Source organism: Variovorax sp. GW823-FHT02B07, assembly GCF_058797695.1.
Window position 1 is genome coordinate 60,769 of the sequence record NZ_JBXAJX010000009.1, and the last position, 18,146, is coordinate 78,914.

The following is an 18,146-nucleotide window of genomic DNA, read 5'->3' on the forward strand; positions in this document are numbered from 1 at the left end:
GACGATATGGCCGAACTTGCGACCATTGCCCGCCCCTACGCGGACGCGCTCTTCGGGGCTACTTCGAGCGACCTCGAAGGCACGGCCGGATGGATCGGCCAGCTGGCCGCCATCACTGCCGATCCGCAGCTCCTGCAGTTCGCTGCCGACCCGAAGGTGTCGCCGGAACAGATCTTCGATCTGATCTCCGGTCTGCTGCCGCAAGCCTTGCCGGACACCGGCAAGAACTTCCTGCGCACGGTGATCGACAACGGCCGGCTTGCTGCATTGCCTGAAGTCGCGGCCCAGTACCGCGAGCTCAAGAACGCCAAGGGCGGCACGGCCGACGCGGTGATCTACAGCGCCTTCCCGATCGACGCGGCGAGTCTCGCCGAGGTCGCGGTGGCACTGCAGCGCCGTTTCGGTCGTCCGCTGAACACGCGTGTGGAATCCGATCCTTCGCTGATCGGCGGCATCCGTGTGGTGGTGGGGGACGAAGTCCTCGACACCTCCGTCAAGGCGCGTCTCGAACAAATGAAAGCAGCGCTCACCGCCTGAGGCGGCGAGCCGCGGTTGGCCCTATTTATTGAAAGAAGGAAAGAGTCATGCAACTCAATCCCGCAGAAATTTCCGAACTGATCAAGAGCCGTATCGAAGGCCTTGGCGTCAGCGCCGACATCCGCAACCAGGGCACCGTGGTCTCGGTGACCGACGGCATCGTGCGCGTGCACGGCCTGTCGGACGCGATGCAAGGCGAAATGCTGGAATTCCCGCCCACGGCTGACGGCACGCCGTCGTTCGGCCTGGCGCTGAATCTCGAGCGCGACTCGGTCGGCGCCGTGATTCTGGGCGAGTACGAGCACATCTCCGAAGGCGACACCGTCAAGTGCACGGGCCGCATCCTGGAAGTGCCCGTGGGCCCCGAGCTCATCGGCCGCGTGGTGAACGCACTGGGCCAGCCGATCGACGGCAAGGGTCCGATCAACGCCAAGATGACCGACGTGATCGAAAAGGTTGCACCTGGCGTTATCGCACGGAAGTCCGTCGACCAGCCGATGCAGACCGGCCTGAAGTCGATCGACTCGATGGTGCCCGTCGGCCGTGGCCAGCGCGAGCTGATCATCGGTGACCGCCAGACCGGCAAGACGGCCGTGGCGATCGACGCGATCATCAACCAGAAGGGTCAGAACATGACCTGCGTCTACGTTGCGATCGGCCAGAAGGCTTCGTCGATCAAGAACGTGGTGCGCTCGCTGGAACAAGCCGGCGCGATGGACTACACCATCGTCGTGGCTGCTTCGGCCTCCGAATCGGCTGCCATGCAGTACGTGTCGGCCTACTCGGGCTGCACGATGGGCGAATACTTCCGCGACCGCGGCCAGGACGCCCTGATCGTCTATGACGACCTGTCCAAGCAAGCCGTGGCCTACCGTCAGGTGTCGCTGCTGCTGCGCCGCCCGCCAGGCCGCGAAGCCTACCCCGGCGACGTGTTCTATCTCCACAGCCGTCTGCTCGAGCGCGCAGCCCGCGTGAACGCCGACTACGTCGAAGCCTTCACCAAGGGTGAAGTCAAGGGCAAGACCGGTTCGCTGACGGCCCTCCCGATCATCGAAACGCAAGCCGGCGACGTGTCCGCCTTCGTTCCGACCAACGTGATCTCGATCACCGACGGCCAGATCTTCCTGGAAACCAGCCTGTTCAACGCCGGCATCCGCCCCGCCATCAACGCCGGTATCTCGGTGTCGCGCGTGGGTTCGTCGGCGCAGACCAACCTGATCAAGAACCAGTCGGGCGGTATCCGTACCGACCTGGCCCAGTACCGTGAACTGGCCGCGTTCGCGCAGTTCGCTTCCGACCTCGACGAAGCGACCCGCAAGCAACTCGACCGCGGTGCGCGCGTGACGGAACTGCTCAAGCAGACCCAGTACAGCCCGCTGCCGATCTCGCTGATGAATGCCACGCTGTTCGCAGTGAACAAGGGCTTCATGGACGACATCGACGTCAAGAAGGTGCTCCCGTTCGAACACGGCTTCCACCAGCTGCTGAAGACGAGCCACGCCGCCCTGCTCGAAACCATGGAAAAGCATGGTGCCAAGTGGGACGTCAAGCCGGCCAAGCCGGACGACAGCGCGGAAAAGCAGGCCTTCAAGAAGGTGTGCCAGGACGCCGAAGCCGAACTGCTGGCCGCAGCCACCTCGTTCAAGAAGTCGTTCGCCTGAGCGACCTTTTGACCGACGCAAGAAGGAGCTCATATGGCAGCTGGTAAGGAAATCCGCGGCAAGATCAAATCGGTGGAGAACACCAAGAAGATCACCAAGGCCATGGAAATGGTCTCGGTTTCCAAGATGCGCAAGGCGCAAGAGCGCATGCGTGCCGCACGCCCCTACAGCGAGAAGATCCGCAACATCGCGGCGAACCTTGGCAAGGCGAATCCCGAGTACACGCACGCCTTCATGAAGAAGAACGACGCCAAGGCGATCGGCTTCATCATCGTGACGAGCGACAAGGGCCTGTGCGGTGGCTTGAACACCAACCTGCTGCGCGCCGTGACGGCCAAGCTGCGCGAAGCGCAGTCGGCCGGCGTGGCGATCGAGTCGGTCGCCATCGGCAGCAAGGGCCTGGGCTTCCTGAACCGCATCGGTGCCCGCGTGGTGGCGCACGTCACCCACCTGGGTGACACGCCGCATCTGGACAAGCTCATCGGCCCGGTCAAGACGCTGCTGGACGCTTACGCGGAAGGCAAGCTCTCGGCCGTGTACCTGTGCTACACAAAGTTCATCAACACGATCAAGCAGGAGCCGCTCGTCGAGCAGCTGCTGCCGCTGGCCGCAGACTCGCTGCAAGTCGAGGAAGGCCAGCATTCGTGGGACTACATCTACGAGCCCGATGCGCAAAGCGTGATCGACGAGCTGCTGGTCCGCTATGTCGAGTCGCTGGTCTACCAGGGCGTGGCAGAAAACATGGCGTCCGAGCATTCGGCGCGGATGGTGGCCATGAAGGCTGCCACCGACAACGCAGGCAATGTGATCAGCGAGCTGAAGCTGGTCTACAACAAGACCCGCCAGGCCGGCATCACCAAGGAGCTCTCGGAAATCGTTTCGGGCGCTGCGGCGGCCGCCGGTGTCTGAGCCCTTCGGACCTCAACAGATTTAAATTTTTATCGGAGCAGACATGGCTCAAGCAGAAGCAGTTCAAGGCAAGATCGTTCAGTGTATTGGCGCTGTGGTCGACGTGGAATTCCCGCGCGACAAGATGCCCAAGGTGTACGACGCCTTGAAGTTCGAAGGCGGTGGCCTGACCCTGGAAGTTCAGCAGCAGCTCGGCGACGGCGTGGTCCGCACGATTGCCCTGGGCTCGTCCGACGGCCTGCGCCGCGGTCTGATCGTCACCAACACCGGCGCTCCGATCACCGTGCCGGTCGGCAAGGCCACGCTGGGCCGCATCATGGACGTGCTGGGTCGCCCGATCGACGAGCGCGGCGATGTGGGCCAGGAAGTCACGGCCTCCATCCACCGCAAGGCCCCCGCGTACGACGAACTGTCGCCCTCGCAGGACCTGCTGGAAACCGGCATCAAGGTGATCGACCTGGTGTGCCCGTTCGCCAAGGGCGGCAAGGTGGGCCTGTTCGGTGGTGCCGGCGTGGGCAAGACCGTGAACATGATGGAACTCATCAACAACATCGCCAAGGCCCACTCGGGTCTGTCGGTGTTCGCCGGTGTGGGTGAACGTACCCGTGAAGGCAACGACTTCTATCACGAGATGGCCGACTCCGGCGTCGTGAACCTCGAGAAGCTCGAAGACTCCAAGGTCGCCATGGTCTATGGCCAGATGAACGAGCCCCCGGGCAACCGTCTGCGCGTGGCCCTGACCGGCCTGACCATCGCCGAGTCGTTCCGCGACGAAGGCCGCGACGTGCTGTTCTTCGTGGACAACATCTACCGCTACACGCTGGCCGGTACCGAAGTGTCGGCACTGCTGGGCCGCATGCCTTCCGCCGTGGGCTACCAGCCGACGCTGGCCGAAGAAATGGGCCGCCTGCAAGAGCGGATCACGTCGACCAAGGTCGGCTCGATCACCTCGATCCAGGCCGTGTACGTCCCTGCCGACGACTTGACCGACCCATCGCCCGCCACCACCTTCGCCCACTTGGACTCGACCGTGGTGCTGTCGCGTGACATCGCTTCGCTGGGTATCTACCCCGCCGTGGACCCGCTGGACTCGACCTCGCGCCAGCTCGACCCGAACGTGGTCGGGGAAGAGCACTACAACGTGGCCCGCGCCGTGCAAGGCACGCTGCAGCGCTACAAGGAACTGCGCGACATCATCGCGATTCTGGGCATGGACGAACTGGCTCCCGACGACAAGCTCGCCGTGGCCCGCGCCCGCAAGATCCAGCGTTTCCTGTCGCAGCCGTTCCACGTGGCCGAAGTGTTCACGGGTTCGCCGGGCAAGTACGTGCCGCTGTCGGAAACCATCCGCGGCTTCAAGATGATCGTGAACGGCGAAGCCGACCACCTGCCGGAACAAGCGTTCTACATGGTCGGCACCATCGACGAAGCGTTCGAAAAAGCCAAGAAGGTCGCCTAAGGCGGCATGGGAACTCAGATGGCAAACACCATTCACGTCGACGTGGTCAGCGCGGAAGAGTCGATCTTCTCGGGCGAAGCCAAGTTCGTCGCGCTGCCCGGTGAAGCCGGTGAGCTCGGCATCTATCCGCGTCACACGCCGCTGATCACGCGCATCCGCCCCGGCGCCGTGCGCATCGAGACGGCCGACGGCGGCGAAGAGTTCGTCTTCGTGGCCGGTGGCATCCTCGAAGTGCAGCCCGACGCCGTCACCGTGCTGTCCGACACCGCGATCCGCGGCAAGGACCTCGACGACGAGAAGGCCAACAAGGCCAAGGCGGCCGCCGAGGAAGCGCTGAAGAACGCGAAGAGCGACATCGACATCGCGATGGCGCAGTCGGAACTGGCCGTGATGGCAGCGCAGATCGCTGCGCTGCGCAAGTACCGCCAGAAGAAGTAAATCAACGCCTCTGCCTTCGGGCAGACGCAGCGAGAAAGCCGCCTCCGGGCGGCTTTTTTCGTCCGCCCCAGCCAGGATGAAGATCGGTTCGATCTGAAATAGGTCGAAGTTCAGCCTTGCCCGGCTGAAGATGCCCTCCTAGTATTCGCCTTCGCCCGGCGACCGGTGCTTTCTTGACCGGCGCCTTTCCCACAAGAAGAGCGGAGACAACACGCGTGGCACCCTGGAGCGGCATCACGACCGACGAAATGCGGTTGCTGGAATCGACCTTCTGGTCGGCCGGCGGCTCTCGCCATGCCATGGCCGAACAGCTCGGCTTCTCCAAGAGCAAGGCCAACGCGCTCATCGCCGGCCTGGTCGACCAGGGCCTGCTGGCCGAGGCTGGCCTGCAGCGCTCCTCGGGCGGACGCCGCGCCGAAAACCTCCAGCTCAATGCCGAACTCGGCGTGCTCGTCGGCATCGACATCGGCGCCACCAGCCTCGATGTGGCGGTGCTGCGTCCCGACCTCACGGTGCTGGCCCAGCACGAGGAAGCCGCCGACGTGCGCGAAGGCCCGGCCGTGGTGCTGGCGCGCGTGCGCGTGCTCATGCGCGAATTGCTGGCCCGCTGCGGGCAGGGCCCACGGAACGTGCTGGGCATCGGCATCGGCGTGCCCGGCCCCGTCAACTTCGAGATCGGCCAGCTCGTGAACCCGCCGCTCATGCCGGCCTGGGACAGCTTCTCGATCCGCGACTACCTGCGCGAGGACTACGCGGCACCAGTGTTCGTCGACAACGACGTCAACCTGATGGCGCTCGGCGAGCTGTGGCGGCTGCGGCGCTCGCTCTCCAATTTCCTCGTCATCAAGATCGGCACCGGCATCGGCTGCGGCATCGTCTGCCACGGCGAGGTGTACCGCGGCGCGGCCGGCTCGGCCGGCGACGTGGGCCACATCTGCGTCGACCAGGAAGGCCCGCGCTGCCACTGCGGCAACCTGGGTTGCGTCGAGGCGATGGCGGCCGGCCCCGCGATCACGCGCATGGCGATGCAGGCGGCCGAAGCCGGCGAAAGCGCGACGCTCGCCGAATGCCTGCGCACGCGCGGGCGCATCGATGCCTTCGACGTGGGACAGGCCAGCCGCGGCGGCGACCCGGCGGCCAACGCCATCATCCAGCGCGCCGGCAGCCTGATCGGGCAGATGCTCGCGTCGGTCGTCAACTTCTTCAATCCCTCGCACGTGTTCATCGGCGGCGGCATCACGCGCATCGGGCCGCTGTTTCTCGCGGCCGTGCGCCAGAGCGTCTACCAGCGCTCGCTCGCGCTGTCGACGCGGCACCTTGAGATTCAATACACGCCACTGGGCACGCAGGGCGGCCTGGTCGGCGCGGGCGTGCTGGCGATGCAGGAAACGCTCAAGGCCCGCGGGGTAGCGCCATGACGAACGCCGTGGCAACCAAGGGCAGCGTGGCCGTCGAGTTCGACGGCGTGGTGAAGGCCTTCGGCCCCGTGCAGGTGCTGCACGGCGTGAGCTTCGCGCTCGCGCCAGGGCGCGTGTACGGCCTGCTCGGCGAGAACGGCGCGGGCAAGTCCACGCTGATGAAGATCCTGTCGGGCTACGAGTCGCTGACCAGCGGCACCTTGCGCATCAACGGCCAGCCGCAAAGCTTCACGAGCTCGCGCGATGCCGAGGCGCTGGGCATCGTGCTGATCCACCAGGAGTTCAACCTCGCCGAAGACCTCAGCGTGGCGCAGAACATCTTCCTCGGGCACGAGAAGAAAAAAGGCTGGCTGCTCGACGACGCCGCGATGGAGCGCGATGCTGCCGCCGCGCTCGCCGCCGTCGGCCTGGCCATCGACCCGCGCACCAAGGTACGTCGCCTCATCGTCGCCGAGAAGCAGCTCGTCGAGATCGCGAAGGCCATCGCCCGTCGCGCGCGCCTGCTCGTCATGGACGAGCCCACCGCCACGCTCACGCCCGGCGAGACCGAGCGCCTGTTCAAGCTCATCGCCCAGCTGCGTGCCGACGGTGTGACCATCGTCTACATCTCGCACAAGCTCGACGAGGTGGAGCAGGTCACCGACGAGGTGATCGTGATGCGCGACGGCCGCTTCGTGGCGCGCGCACCGACGCCCGAGGTCTCGCGCCAGCAGATGGCCAACCTCATGGTGGGCCGCGAACTCGCCGACCTGTACCCGCCGCGCGACCTCGTCGTGGCCGCCGACAAGCCCGCCCTGCGCGTGCGCAATTTCAGCGTGCCCGGCTGGGCGCAGGACGCGAGCTTCGAGGTGCGCCCCGGCGAGATCCTCGGCTTCGCGGGCCTCGTCGGCGCGGGCCGCACTGAACTCTTCGAAGGCCTGCTCGGGCTGCGCCCCGCCAGCGGTATCGTCGAAATGCGCGGCGAGCCCGTGCCGCATGGCAAGGGCTGGCGCAACCCGCGCGATGCCGCGAAACACGGCCTCACCTACCTCAGCGAAGACCGCAAGGGCAAGGGCCTGCACGTGCACTTCGGCCTGCGCCAGAACCTCACGCTGATGGCGCTGGAGCGCTACGCGCAGCCCTGGCTCAAGCCCGACGCGGAGCGCGCGGCGCTCGGCGAGGCGGTGAAGGACTACGGCATCCGCACCGGCTCGCTCGACGTGCGGGCCTCGTCGCTGTCGGGCGGCAACCAGCAGAAGCTCGCGCTCGCCAAGGTGCTGCAGCCGCAGCCCAAGGTGGTGGTGCTCGACGAGCCCACGCGCGGCGTGGACATCGGCGCCAAGCGCGACATCTATTTTCTGATCCAGCGACTCGCCCGCGAAGGCCTCGCGGTGATCGTCGTCTCGTCCGAGCTGATGGAGCTGATCGGCCTGTGCCACCGCGTCGCGGTGATGCGCGCGGGCCGGCTCGTTGCCACGCTGGACGCGACCCACCTGACTGAAGAGGAGCTCATCGCTCATGCCACCGGAACCGCAGACACCCACGCAGCCTGACGCCGCACAGCAGCCGCAGCAGCAACACCGCAGCGAAGGCACGCCGCGCTGGACCGAGCGCCTGCACGGCCTCGGCCCGGTCATCGGCCTCGTGCTGCTGTGCATCGCGGGCACGCTGCTCAACGGCGACTTCGCCACCGTCGACAACGCGATGAACGTGCTCACGCGCACCGCCTTCATCGGCATCATCGCGGTGGGCATGTGCTTCGTGATCATCTCGGGCGGCATCGACCTGTCGGTGGGCTCGATGGCCGCACTCATCGCCGGCAGCGTGATCATGTTCATCAACTGGGCCGGCCCCGCCTCGGGCTCGCCGCTGATGGCGGTGATGATGGGCGCGGTGCTCGCCGTGGTGCTGGGCGCGCTGTTCGGCCTGGCGCACGGCCTGCTCATCACCAAGGGACGCATCGAGCCCTTCATCGTGACGCTGGGCACGCTGGGCATCTTCCGCGCGTACCTCACGTACTTTGCCGATGGCGGCGCGCTCACGCTCGACAACGAGCTGTCGGACCTCTATGCGCCGGTCTACTACGCGAGCCTTGCGGGCATTCCCGTGCCGGTGTGGGTGTTCGTGATCGTCGCGATCATCGGCGGCGTCATCCTCAACCGCACCGCCTACGGGCGCTATGTGCAGGCCATCGGTTCCAACGAGCAGGTGGCGCGCTACGCGGCCGTGGACGTCGACCGCGTGAAGATCCTCACCTACGTGCTGCTCGGCGTGTGCGTGGGCATTGCCACGCTGCTGTACGTGCCGCGCCTGGGCTCGGCCTCGCCGACCACGGGCCTGCTGTGGGAGCTCGAAGCCATTGCTGCGGTGATCGTCGGCGGCACTGCTTTGAAGGGCGGCGCGGGCAGCATCACCGGCACGGTGGTGGGCGCGATCCTGCTCTCGGTCATCAGCAACATCCTGAACCTCACCAGCATCATCAGCGTGTACCTCAACGCAGCCGTCCAGGGCTTCGTGATCATTGTCGTCGCGTTCCTCCAAAGAGGCCGGCGCTAGTTTTCCGTTCGTTCCGTTCCACCACCAAAGAGGAGACATCCAGCATGACGACTTTCACCCGACGCCTCGCGCTCACGGCGGTTGCCACCGCAGCGTTCGCCGCCAGCCTGCCCGCGCTTGCCGCGGGCAAGGTCAACCTCGGCGTGTCGATTCCCGCGGCCACGCACAGCTTCATGGGCGGCATCAACTACTGGGCCAACCAGGCGAAGAAGGACCTCGAGAAGCAGCACAAGGACCTGAAGATCACGATCAAGACGGCAGCCAATGCGCCCGAGCAGGCTAACCAGCTGCAGGACTTGTCGACGGTCACCAAGATCAACGCGCTCGTCGTGTTCCCCTTTGAATCGGCCGCACTGACCAAGCCGGTCGCGCAGGTCAAGGCCAAGGGCGCGTACGTCACCGTGGTCGACCGCGGCCTGACCGACACCAGTGCGCAGGATGCGTACGTGGCCGGCGACAACACGGCCTTCGGCAAGATCCCGGCCGAGTACATCGTGAAGCAGCTCGGCGGCAAGGGCAATGTGGTCGCCCTGCGCGGCATCGCGACCACGCTCGACAACGAGCGCATGGACGCCTTCAACGCCGTGCTCAAGGGCAGCCCCGACATCAAGCTGCTCGACGCCAAGTACGCCAACTGGAACCGCGACGACGCCTTCAAGGTCACGCAGGACTACCTGACGCGCTTCAAGCAGATCGACGCCATCTGGGCCGCCGACGACGACATGGCCGTGGGCGTGCTCAAGGCCATCTCGCAGGCCAAGCGCGACGACATCAAGATCGTGTTCGGCGGCGCCGGCGCCAAGGACATGGTCAAGACCATCATGGACGGCAAGGACAAGCGCATCACGGCCGACGTGAGCTACTCGCCCAAGTTCATCTACGACGCGATCAAGCTCACGGCCGAGGCGCGCCTGAAGGGCGAGAAGCTGCCGGCGACCACGATCATTCCGTCGGTGCTGATCACCAAGGAAAACGCCAAGGACTTCTACCACCCGAACTCGCCGTTCTAAGGTGACCGAGATCGCTGCACGTCCCCTGCGCTGCGCCATGGTCGGCGGCGGTCGCGACGCCTTCATCGGCGCCGTGCACCGCAAGGCCATGGCGCTCGACGGCCAGATCGCGCTGGTCGCCGGCGCGCTGTCGTCGAGCCCGGACAAGGCGCGCGCCTCCGGCCGCGACCTCGGCCTGGCCGACGACCGCAACCACGGCGACTGGCAGGCGCTGCTGGCCGACGAGCTGAAGCGCCCGGCCGATGAGCGCATCGACTTCGTCTCGATCGTCACGCCCAACCATGTGCACTACCCCGTGGCGCAGGCCTTCGCCGAGGCGGGCTTCCATGTGGTGTGCGACAAGCCGCTGGTGCACACGCGCGCGCAGGCCGATGCGCTGGTCGCCACCGTGGCGAAGCAGGGCACGGTGTTCGGCGTGACCTACAACTACACCGGCTACCCGATGGTGCGGCAGGCGCGCGAGATGGTGCGCACGGGCCAGATCGGCGAGGTCCGCAAGGTCGTCGTCGAATACAACCAGGGCTGGCTCGCCAGCCACGTGGAAGCCGCGGGCGGCAACAAGCAGGCTGACTGGCGCACCGACCCCGCGCGCAGCGGCGCGGCGGGCGCCATCGGCGACATCGGCTCGCACGCCGAGAACCTCGTGGCCACCGTCACCGGCCTGGAGATCGAAAGCCTGTGCGCCGACCTCGGCGCGCTGGTGCCGGGCCGCCTGCTCGACGACGACGGCAGCCTGCTGCTGCGCTTCCAGGGCGGCGCGCGCGGCGTGCTGGTGGCCTCGCAGATCAACACCGGGCTGGAGAACGACCTGCGCCTGCGCGTCTCCGGCACGCTGGGCACGCTCGAATGGCGCCAGGAGCAGCCGAGCCAACTGGTGCACCTGCCGCACGACGGGCCCCGGCGCGTGCTCACGCGCGGCGCGCCCTGGCTGTGCGAGTCGGCGCGGCGCGCGAGCCGCCTGCCGGCCGGCCATCCCGAAGGCTTCATCGAGGCGTTCGCGAACGTCTACGCGGGCGTGGCGGCGGACATCCGCGCGCGGCTCGCAGCGCAGGCGGCCGATCCGCTGGCGGCGGACTATCCGCGCGTGGAAGACGGGGCGCGCGGCGTGCGCTTCATCGAGCGCACGGTGGCGTCGGCTGGAAGCGAATTAAAGTGGACGCCCTGGTAGCCGCGCACGGGCCTCGTTGAAACGAGGCGAGCCCGCGGCACCAGCGGCCGCCATGACGCACTCCCCATCTTCTTTCGACGCCCCTTCGCCTCAGCCTTCATGGCCGCGCGCCCTCTGGCAGCGCTGCCGGACGCTGTGGCTGCTCAAGCTGGCCGGCAACACCGTCGCCACGCTGGGTTTCTTCCCGCTGTACTTCTGGGTCATGCACCACGCCGGACCGGCGTGGGTGCTGCCGCTCACGGCCGTCGACCGGCTGATCGCGTTCTGGCCGGCGATGCTGCCGGTGTACCTCACGCTGTGGGCCTACATCGCACTGCCGGTGCTGTTGGCCAGGGACCGGCGCGAGCTGAACACCATCGCGATCGGCTGCGCGGTGATGACGGCGATCGCGCTGGCCGTGTTCTGGTGGATGCCCACGGCGATCCCGAACTTCGCGATCGATGCGGCGCCGGGTTCGTCGCTGCATTTCCTCAAGACCTTCGATGCGGCGGGCAACGCCTTTCCATCGCTGCATGTGTCGTTCTCGGTGTTCGCCTGCATGGTGCTGGCGCGGCAGCTGCGCGAGGTCGGCGCGCCGGGCTGGCTGCGGTTGCTCAACCTCGCGTGGGCGGTGGCCATCGTGTACTCGACGATGGCGGTGCGTCAGCATGTGCTGATCGACGTGCTGGGCGGCCTCGGGCTGGGCCTGGCGCTGGGCTTCGCGTTGCGCGAGCGGCCCTCGGTGGCCCTGGCGCCTGTCGCGGCGCGCGCGGCGTAGACCGATCGCGGTATTCCGTCGCGCGGGCGCCGACGGTACAAAGCGGCATCGCCGTCCACCGAGCCCGCCATGACCTGTCGCCTGTTCTCCCTCGCTGCCGTCGCCTGTCTTCTCGCCGGCCCCGCGCTGGCCATCGACTACCCGGCGCGCAAGCCGGGCCTGTGGGAAATCCAGACCGGCGAGGGCGGTGCGGCAGCTGCCAAGGCGCCGGGCCAGACGATCCAGCAATGCATCGACGCGGCCACCGACAAGGCGATGCGCGAGATGGGCCAGGGCATGGGCAAGGACATGTGTTCCAAGCAGGACCTGCGCCTCGAAGGCGTGAAGCTGGTCATCGACTCGGTCTGCAAGATCGGCCCGACCACCGCGACCTCGCGCGCCGTGATGAGTGGCGACTTCAGCAGCGCCTACCGCGTCGAAAGCAAGTCGACCTACAGCCCGCCGCTCATGGGCCGCACCGAAGGCACGAGCGTGATCGACGCCAAGTGGGTCGGCCCCTGCAAGCCGGGCCAGAAGCCGGGCGACATGGTCATGGGCAACGGCATGAAGATGAATATGCTCGACGCGATGGCGAAGATGCCGCCGCGCAAGTGAGCGCGGCCGGTTGTGGGATCAGCCCGCGCCGTTCGCTTTGACCCAGCGCACGATGTCGGCCGCGCCCATCGCACCGGCCTGCCGCGCGACCTCGCGGCCGCCCTTGAACAGGGCCAGCGTCGGGATGCTGCGGATGTTGAAGCGCGCACCCAGCGCCTGCACCGCCTCGGTGTCGACCTTGGCCAGCCGCACCTGCGGTTCGAGCTGGGCCGCCGCCTGTTCGTAGGCCGGCGCCATCTGGCGGCAGGGGCCGCACCAGGGCGCCCAGAAATCGACCAGCACCGGGATCTCGTTGCGCGCGATGTGGCGATCGAAGGTGGCCACGTCGGGCAGTGCGGTGGAGTGGCCGGTGAACAGCGGGCGGTGGCAGCTGCCGCAGTCGGGCGCACTGCCCAGTTGCGCCGTGCGCACGCGGTTGGTCGTGTGGCAGTGCGGGCAGACGATGTGCAGCGATTCGGATTCGGTCATGCCCGAAAAATAAGGGCCGTGTGTCTGGATTGCAAGGCGCGCAGGGCGCCGGGCCTCAGAGCACCACGGGCGCGTCGGGCAGCTCGTTGGTGTCGGGCTGGTTCTCGGCCAGCGGGAAGTGGGTCATCAGCAGCGCCGACACCTCTTCCAGCGCCAGCGTGATGCCGTCTTCGAAGCGGCCTTCGCGGAAGGCCACGGCCATGCGCTGCGTCATGGCGGCCCATTCGGCGCTGCCCACATGCGCGTCGATGCCGCGGTCGGCCACGATCTCGATGGCGTGCTCGGCCAGCAGCAGGTAGATCAGCACGCCGTTGTTGTGCGCGGTGTCCCACACGCGCAGCTTGCCGAACAGCGTGACGGCGCGCTCCCGGGGCGGCGCGTGGCGCCACAGGTAGGACATCGGCAGGCCGGCCTCGACGCAGATGCGGATCTCGCCACTGTGGCGCCGCTCGCTCGCGGCCACGCGGCCGGCCAGGCGCTGCATCGCGTCGGCCGGCAGCACGCGGCGCACGGCGGCTTCGTCGGTCCAGCGATGCCGCCAGATGCGGCCCAGCTTCGAGAGGAGCGTGGGGTCTGCAGTTGCCATGAGGTTCACCAGTCTCCCGAGGCGCCGCCGCCGCCGAAATTGCCACCGCCGCCGGAGCTGAATCCGCCGCCACCACCTCCGCCGCCGCTGCTCCAGCCGCCGCCACCGCCACCACTGCTCCAGCCACCCCCGCCGCCGCCTCGGCCGCCACGACCGGGGCCGAAGCCGGCAAGGCCCGAGAACAGCGAGACCATGAGCGCGATCAGCCCTGCGATCACCGCGATCACGGTGCTGGTCGTGAGGAAGAACGCGACCACGCCGATGCCGCCGCCCATGGCGACCGAGCCCATCGTCTTGCCCAGGATGGCGCGTGCGATCGGCGCGCCGACGAAGACACCGACGAACAGGAAGATCGCGAGGTTCTCCCAGTCGAAGCCGTCGTTGCTGCTGCCGCTACTGCTGTTGCGCGAAGGCTCGGGCAGCGGCTCGCCGTCGACCAGGCCGATGAGCCGGTCCACCGCCGCGTTCAGGCCGCCCGCGAAATCGTTGTTGCGAAAGCGCGGCTTCATCTCCTCGTCGATGATGCGCACCGCCGCGAGGTCGGGCACCGCGCCTTCGAGCGTCTTGGCGGTGGCGATGCGCATCTTGCGATCGTCCTTGGCAACGATGACCAGGAGGCCGTCGCCCACGCCCTTGCGGCCGATCTTCCAGGTGTCGCCCACGCGCTGCGCGTAGCTCGCGATGTCTTCGGGCGCCGTGGTCGGCACCATCAGCACCACGATCTGCGAGCCCTTGCGCTGCTCGAAGGCCGCCAGCTTGGTCTCGAGGCCCGAGCGCTGCGCGGCGTCGAGCGTGCCGGTCTGGTCGATCACGCGCGCCGTGAGCGTGGGGATCGGCAGCAGGCCCTGCGCCAGCGCGGGCAGGCCGGCCCATGCGAGGGCCGCGATGAAGATCGCTGCCAGTGCGCGGCGGATCAGGGCTGCGGCCATCGGCGCCGCTTCTTACTTCTTGGGGGCGCTGAAATCGACCGTGGGCGGCGTCGAGATCTGGGCTTCGTTCTGCACCGAGAAATTCGCCTTCGGCTTGTAGCTGAAGACCATGGCCGTGAGGTTGGTCGGGAAGCTGCGCGCGAGCACGTTGTACTCCTGCACGCTCTCGATGTAGCGGTTGCGCGCCACGGTGATGCGGTTCTCGGTGCCCTCGAGCGTCACGCGCAGGTCGCGGAAGGCCTGGTTGGCCTTGAGGTCGGGGTAGCGCTCGGCCACCACCATGAGGCGCGACAGGGCCGACGAGAGCTCGCCCTGCGCCTGCTGGAACTTGTTGAAGGCCTCGGGGTTGTTGAGCGTCTCGGGCGTCACCTGGATCGAGGTGGCCTTGGCGCGCGCCTCGATCACCTTGGTGAGCGTGTCCTGCTCGAAGCTGGCTTCGCCCTTCACGGTGGCGACGATGTTCGGCACGAGGTCGGCACGCCGCTGGTACTGATTGAGGACCTCGCTCCAGGCCGACTTGCTGGCCTCGTCGAGGGACTGGAACTGGTTGTAGCCGCATCCGCTGAGGGACAGGACGGCCGCGAGAATCAGGACCCAGCGCTTCATCATCATTTGCATTACCTCCGCAGAAGGAGGCCGAAGTTAGCATAGATGGGGTCATGGCCCTCGATCCCCTCCACGCCCTGCAGGCCGCGAATCGCGCGGTGCCACCGGCTGCCGCGCCGCCCACCGGCACGCTGCTGATCGCGGGCGCGACCGGCGCGCTCGGCCAGGAGCTGCTGCACCGGCTCGCGGGCCGCCACCGTTTCAAGCGCACGCGCGTGCTGGCGCGCGAGCCCATGCACGACGGGCTGCCCGGCGTCGAGACGGTGCAGTGCCCGGCGCTGCCGATCGCGCAGTGGCCGCCGGTCGCGGCCGACGTGGCGGTGATCGCCTTCGACTCGCCGCGCCTGTACCACGGCCGCGAGCGTGCGCTGTGGCACCCCGAGCCCGCCGACCTGCCCGAGCTGGCGCGCTGGCTGCGCGCCAGCGGCGTGCGTACGCTGGCCATCGTGCAGCCGCACGACCGCGGCCGGCTGCCCGAGGCGCTCAAGCGCGGGCTGGCCAGCCTCGACGAGCAGGCCGTGGTCGCCTGCGACTTCGAGCGCCTGATCCTGCTGCGCTCGGCGCGCAAGCCGGCCGACGTGCGCCTGGCCAACCTGGGCGAGCGGCTGGCCGCCTGGATGCTGTCGATCATGCGATTCATGGTGCCGGCCAACGAGCAACCTGTGCGCGCGCCCAAGATGGCCGAGCTGGTCGACCTCGCGCTGCGCGTGGCGCCGCCCGGCGTGCACGTGGCCGCGCCGGAGATGGTGTGGCAGGCCGCGCAAGGCGCCACCGAGGCGGCGGCGCGCGCGTGGCTGATTCCGGCGTCCGCGCCCGAAGCACCCACGGCCGGGTCGCCTGCTGCCACATGGCCGTGACATGGGCAGGGCAAAATCCGGCCTACCCCCTTCGCTCTCGCCCTTCACCGCCATGCCCAAGACCCCTTTCCGCGCCGCCGCGGCCATCGGCGGCACTGCCGACGATGTCGAGGCCGCCTTCTATGAAGCGCTGCAACGCGGCGATGTCGATGCGCTGATGGCCTGCTGGGCCGACGAGGACGAGGTGTTCTGCGTCCACCCGGGCGGCCCGCGGCTGGTGGGCGCGGTGGCGATCCGCGCGGCCTTCGAGCAGATGTTCGCCAACGGCGCCATCCATGCGACGCCGGCGCGCGTGCGCAAGATCGAGTCGCTGGCGAGCGCCGTGCACAACGTGCTGGAGCGCATCGAGGTGCTCACGGCCGAGGGGCCGCGCCATGCCTTCGTGCTGGCCACCAACGTGTATCACAAGACCGCGCAGGGCTGGCGCATGGTGGCGCACCACGCGAGCCCGGGCAGCGCGCGCGAGCCGGACGACGCGAACGATCCGCCGCAGGTCCTGCACTGAGTCCTGCTTCGAGCGATGGCCTCTCCCTTTCCTTCTTCCTCTTTCTCACCGAATTCCGCGTCGCCCGCCGCGTACGACGCAATGGGCTACGACGCCCCGCGCTGGCTGCCCGGCGGCAACCTGCAGACCATCTGGGCCGCGCTATGGGCGCGCCGTTTCGACGGGGCGGCGCCGGTGTACCGCCGTGAGCGCTGGACCGCGCCGGACGGCGATTTCATCGACGTCGACTTCGCCGACGCGCCGCAGCCCGGCCCCCGGCCGCTGCTGATGCTGTTCCATGGGCTCGAGGGCTCGTCGCGCAGTCACTACGCCGAGGCCTTCGCGGCTTTCGCTGCGTCGCGTGGCATGGCCTTCGCGGTGCCGCACTTTCGCGGTTGCAGCGGCGAGCTAAACCTCGCGCCGCGCGCCTACCACTCGGGCGACCACGAGGAGATCGACTGGATCCTGCGGCGCATGCACGCGCAGCACGTGGTGCAGGGCGGCGGCGGGCCGGTGCTGGCGGCCGGCGTCTCGCTGGGCGGCAATGCGCTGCTGCGCTGGGCCTGCGAGGCGGGCGAGAGCGCGCGGGCCTCGGTCGACGCGGTGGCGTCGGTGTGCGCACCGCTCGACCTGGCGGCGGGCGGCGAGGCGATCGGGCGCGGCTTCAACCGGCTGGTCTACACGCGCATGTTCCTCGCGACCATGAAGCCCAAGGCGCTGGCCAAGCTGGCGCAGTTCCCGGGCCTGTTCGACCGCGACCGGCTGATGGCCGCGCGCGATCTCTACGACTTCGACGACGTGTTCACGGCCCCGCTGCACGGCTTTCGCAACACCGACGACTACTGGGCGCGCGGCTCGTCCAAGCCGCTGCTGGGCGCGATCCGCGTGCCCGCGCTGGTGGTGAACGCCCGCAACGACCCCTTCATTCCGGCCCGCAGCCTGCCGGGGCCGAAGGAGGTCGGGTCGCACGTCACGCTGTGGCAGCCCGCGGGTGGCGGCCACGTGGGCTTTCCGCTCGGCCTGCCGCCGGGGCACGTGGGCGGAATGCCCGAGCGTGTAGGAGGGTGGCTGGCCCACCACCTCTCGTCGACGCGGGCGCAAAATACGGCCCATGGATGACATCGTCAAACAGGCATTGGCCAAGTGGCCGAACGTGCCGCACTGCTACGGCTGGCTGGGCCTGGACGCGCGCGGCAACTGGTACATGCGCGACGACCGCACGCAGGCGCAGGGCCCGTTTCGCAGCGCCAAGGGCTCGATGCTGCGGCACGACAAGCTGATCGACTTCATCCACCGCAACTACGAGCACGACGCCGACGGCCAGTGGTTCTTCCAGAACGGGCCGCAGCGTGTGTATGTCGAGCTGGAGGCGGCGCCGCTGGTGTGGCGCGTGGCGCAGCAGGGCGCGGGCGCCTTTACGGTCACGGCCCACACGGGCGTGCCGGCCGAGGTGTCGGGCTGCCTGCTCGACGAAGAAGGCCGGCTCTATCTGGTCGCGCCGGCGGGGCTGGGGCTGGTGCACACGCAGGACGTGGGCATCGCCGCCGAAGCCGTGGAGCAGGGCGTCTGGACGCCGGAGCCGGTGCGCGCGGCCGACCTGCCGGGGCGCTTCGGCCATGTGCTGAGCCCCGCAGAGCGCCATGCAGGCGTGGTTGTATAGCTATTGAAAAGATAGCAATCCGGATCGTCCGGGCGTAAAAAAACCGGCCTGAGAGCCGGTTTTTTCATGG

Annotated in this window: 20 protein-coding genes; 16 read left to right on the plus strand and 4 right to left on the minus strand. The window is 68.0% G+C overall.

The features are described 5' to 3' along the window. The first annotated feature begins 6 nt into the window (after positions 1–6). The 12 genes from AC1RGU_RS28600 to AC1RGU_RS28655 all read left to right on the plus strand — a co-directional run bounded on the left by AC1RGU_RS28600 (position 7) and on the right by AC1RGU_RS28655 (position 12,486). Positions 7–537: a F0F1 ATP synthase subunit delta gene (locus AC1RGU_RS28600; RefSeq protein ID WP_062480178.1), complete on the plus strand. Its 531-nt coding sequence runs from the start codon at positions 7–9 to the stop codon at positions 535–537. Between the two features lie 47 nt (positions 538–584). Next, entirely contained in the window at positions 585–2,198 is a 1,614-nt protein-coding gene (gene atpA / locus AC1RGU_RS28605; RefSeq protein WP_062480180.1) for a F0F1 ATP synthase subunit alpha, read from the plus strand. Between the two features lie 33 nt (positions 2,199–2,231). Beyond that, positions 2,232–3,107, plus strand: coding sequence for a F0F1 ATP synthase subunit gamma (gene atpG / locus AC1RGU_RS28610; RefSeq protein WP_062480182.1), 876 nt, complete (start codon positions 2,232–2,234; stop codon positions 3,105–3,107). Between the two features lie 43 nt (positions 3,108–3,150). After that, entirely contained in the window at positions 3,151–4,566 is a 1,416-nt protein-coding gene (gene atpD / locus AC1RGU_RS28615; RefSeq protein WP_492699628.1) for a F0F1 ATP synthase subunit beta, read from the plus strand. 18 nt (positions 4,567–4,584) lie between these two features. Continuing rightward, positions 4,585–5,004, plus strand: coding sequence for a F0F1 ATP synthase subunit epsilon (locus tag AC1RGU_RS28620; RefSeq protein ID WP_062480186.1), 420 nt, complete (start codon positions 4,585–4,587; stop codon positions 5,002–5,004). Positions 5,005–5,252: 248 nt separating this feature from the next. Then, positions 5,253–6,422 (plus strand): ROK family protein, encoded by a 1,170-nt coding sequence (locus tag AC1RGU_RS28625; RefSeq protein ID WP_139705568.1) that lies wholly within the window; start codon positions 5,253–5,255, stop codon positions 6,420–6,422. After that, on the plus strand, positions 6,419–7,954 hold the full coding sequence (locus AC1RGU_RS28630) for a sugar ABC transporter ATP-binding protein (protein WP_492699626.1): 1,536 nt from the start codon (positions 6,419–6,421) through the stop codon (positions 7,952–7,954). Before AC1RGU_RS28625 ends, AC1RGU_RS28630 begins: the two co-directional genes overlap by 4 nt. Next, the gene (locus tag AC1RGU_RS28635) at positions 7,920–8,957 is read left to right on the plus strand and encodes an ABC transporter permease (protein WP_492699624.1); all 1,038 of its coding nucleotides are present in this window, start codon (positions 7,920–7,922) and stop codon (positions 8,955–8,957) included. The genes AC1RGU_RS28630 and AC1RGU_RS28635 overlap by 35 nt, the downstream gene beginning before the upstream one ends. Positions 8,958–9,001: 44 nt before the next feature. Next, a complete protein-coding gene (locus AC1RGU_RS28640; protein ID WP_492699622.1) occupies positions 9,002–9,967 on the plus strand; it encodes a substrate-binding domain-containing protein in 966 nt (321 codons plus the stop codon). A gap of 37 nt (positions 9,968–10,004) precedes the next feature. Continuing rightward, on the plus strand, positions 10,005–11,135 hold the full coding sequence (locus AC1RGU_RS28645) for a Gfo/Idh/MocA family protein (RefSeq protein ID WP_492699690.1): 1,131 nt from the start codon (positions 10,005–10,007) through the stop codon (positions 11,133–11,135). A 52-nt stretch (positions 11,136–11,187) separates the two neighbouring features. Next, entirely contained in the window at positions 11,188–11,892 is a 705-nt protein-coding gene (locus AC1RGU_RS28650; protein ID WP_492699620.1) for a phosphatase PAP2 family protein, read from the plus strand. Between the two features lie 69 nt (positions 11,893–11,961). Continuing rightward, positions 11,962–12,486: a DUF3617 domain-containing protein gene (locus AC1RGU_RS28655; RefSeq protein WP_492699618.1), complete on the plus strand. Its 525-nt coding sequence runs from the start codon at positions 11,962–11,964 to the stop codon at positions 12,484–12,486. Positions 12,487–12,504: 18 nt separating this feature from the next. On the opposite strand, the gene trxC is transcribed toward AC1RGU_RS28655, so the two are convergent. Genes trxC through AC1RGU_RS28675 form a run of 4 tightly spaced genes read right to left on the minus strand, consistent with a single transcriptional unit; the run spans position 12,505 to position 15,081 of the window. Then, positions 12,505–12,954 carry a thioredoxin TrxC gene (trxC, locus tag AC1RGU_RS28660; RefSeq protein ID WP_070063801.1) on the minus strand — a complete coding sequence of 150 codons (450 nt, stop codon included), beginning with the start codon at positions 12,952–12,954 and terminating at the stop codon, positions 12,505–12,507. Between the two features lie 55 nt (positions 12,955–13,009). Beyond that, a complete protein-coding gene (locus tag AC1RGU_RS28665; protein ID WP_492699616.1) occupies positions 13,010–13,540 on the minus strand; it encodes a TPM domain-containing protein in 531 nt (176 codons plus the stop codon). A 5-nt stretch (positions 13,541–13,545) separates the two neighbouring features. After that, positions 13,546–14,469: a TPM domain-containing protein gene (locus tag AC1RGU_RS28670; protein ID WP_492699614.1), complete on the minus strand. Its 924-nt coding sequence runs from the start codon at positions 14,467–14,469 to the stop codon at positions 13,546–13,548. Positions 14,470–14,481: 12 nt separating this feature from the next. Then, the gene (locus tag AC1RGU_RS28675; protein WP_492699612.1) at positions 14,482–15,081 is read right to left on the minus strand and encodes a LemA family protein; all 600 of its coding nucleotides are present in this window, start codon (positions 15,079–15,081) and stop codon (positions 14,482–14,484) included. Positions 15,082–15,128: 47 nt separating this feature from the next. On the opposite strand from AC1RGU_RS28675, the gene AC1RGU_RS28680 reads away from it, so the two are divergent. The 4 genes from AC1RGU_RS28680 (at position 15,129) to AC1RGU_RS28695 (ending at position 18,076) form a co-directional block, all read left to right on the plus strand. Then, the gene (locus tag AC1RGU_RS28680) at positions 15,129–15,932 is read left to right on the plus strand and encodes a Rossmann-fold NAD(P)-binding domain-containing protein (protein WP_492699610.1); all 804 of its coding nucleotides are present in this window, start codon (positions 15,129–15,131) and stop codon (positions 15,930–15,932) included. Between the two features lie 52 nt (positions 15,933–15,984). Further along, the gene (locus AC1RGU_RS28685; RefSeq protein ID WP_062481770.1) at positions 15,985–16,437 is read left to right on the plus strand and encodes a YybH family protein; all 453 of its coding nucleotides are present in this window, start codon (positions 15,985–15,987) and stop codon (positions 16,435–16,437) included. A gap of 81 nt (positions 16,438–16,518) precedes the next feature. Further along, complete coding sequence (locus AC1RGU_RS28690; RefSeq protein WP_095950101.1) at positions 16,519–17,535, plus strand: YheT family hydrolase; 1,017 nt, start codon at positions 16,519–16,521, stop codon at positions 17,533–17,535. After that, entirely contained in the window at positions 17,528–18,076 is a 549-nt protein-coding gene (locus AC1RGU_RS28695) for a DUF2946 family protein (RefSeq protein WP_492699608.1), read from the plus strand. The genes AC1RGU_RS28690 and AC1RGU_RS28695 overlap by 8 nt, the downstream gene beginning before the upstream one ends. Positions 18,077–18,146: the final 70 nt, after the last annotated feature.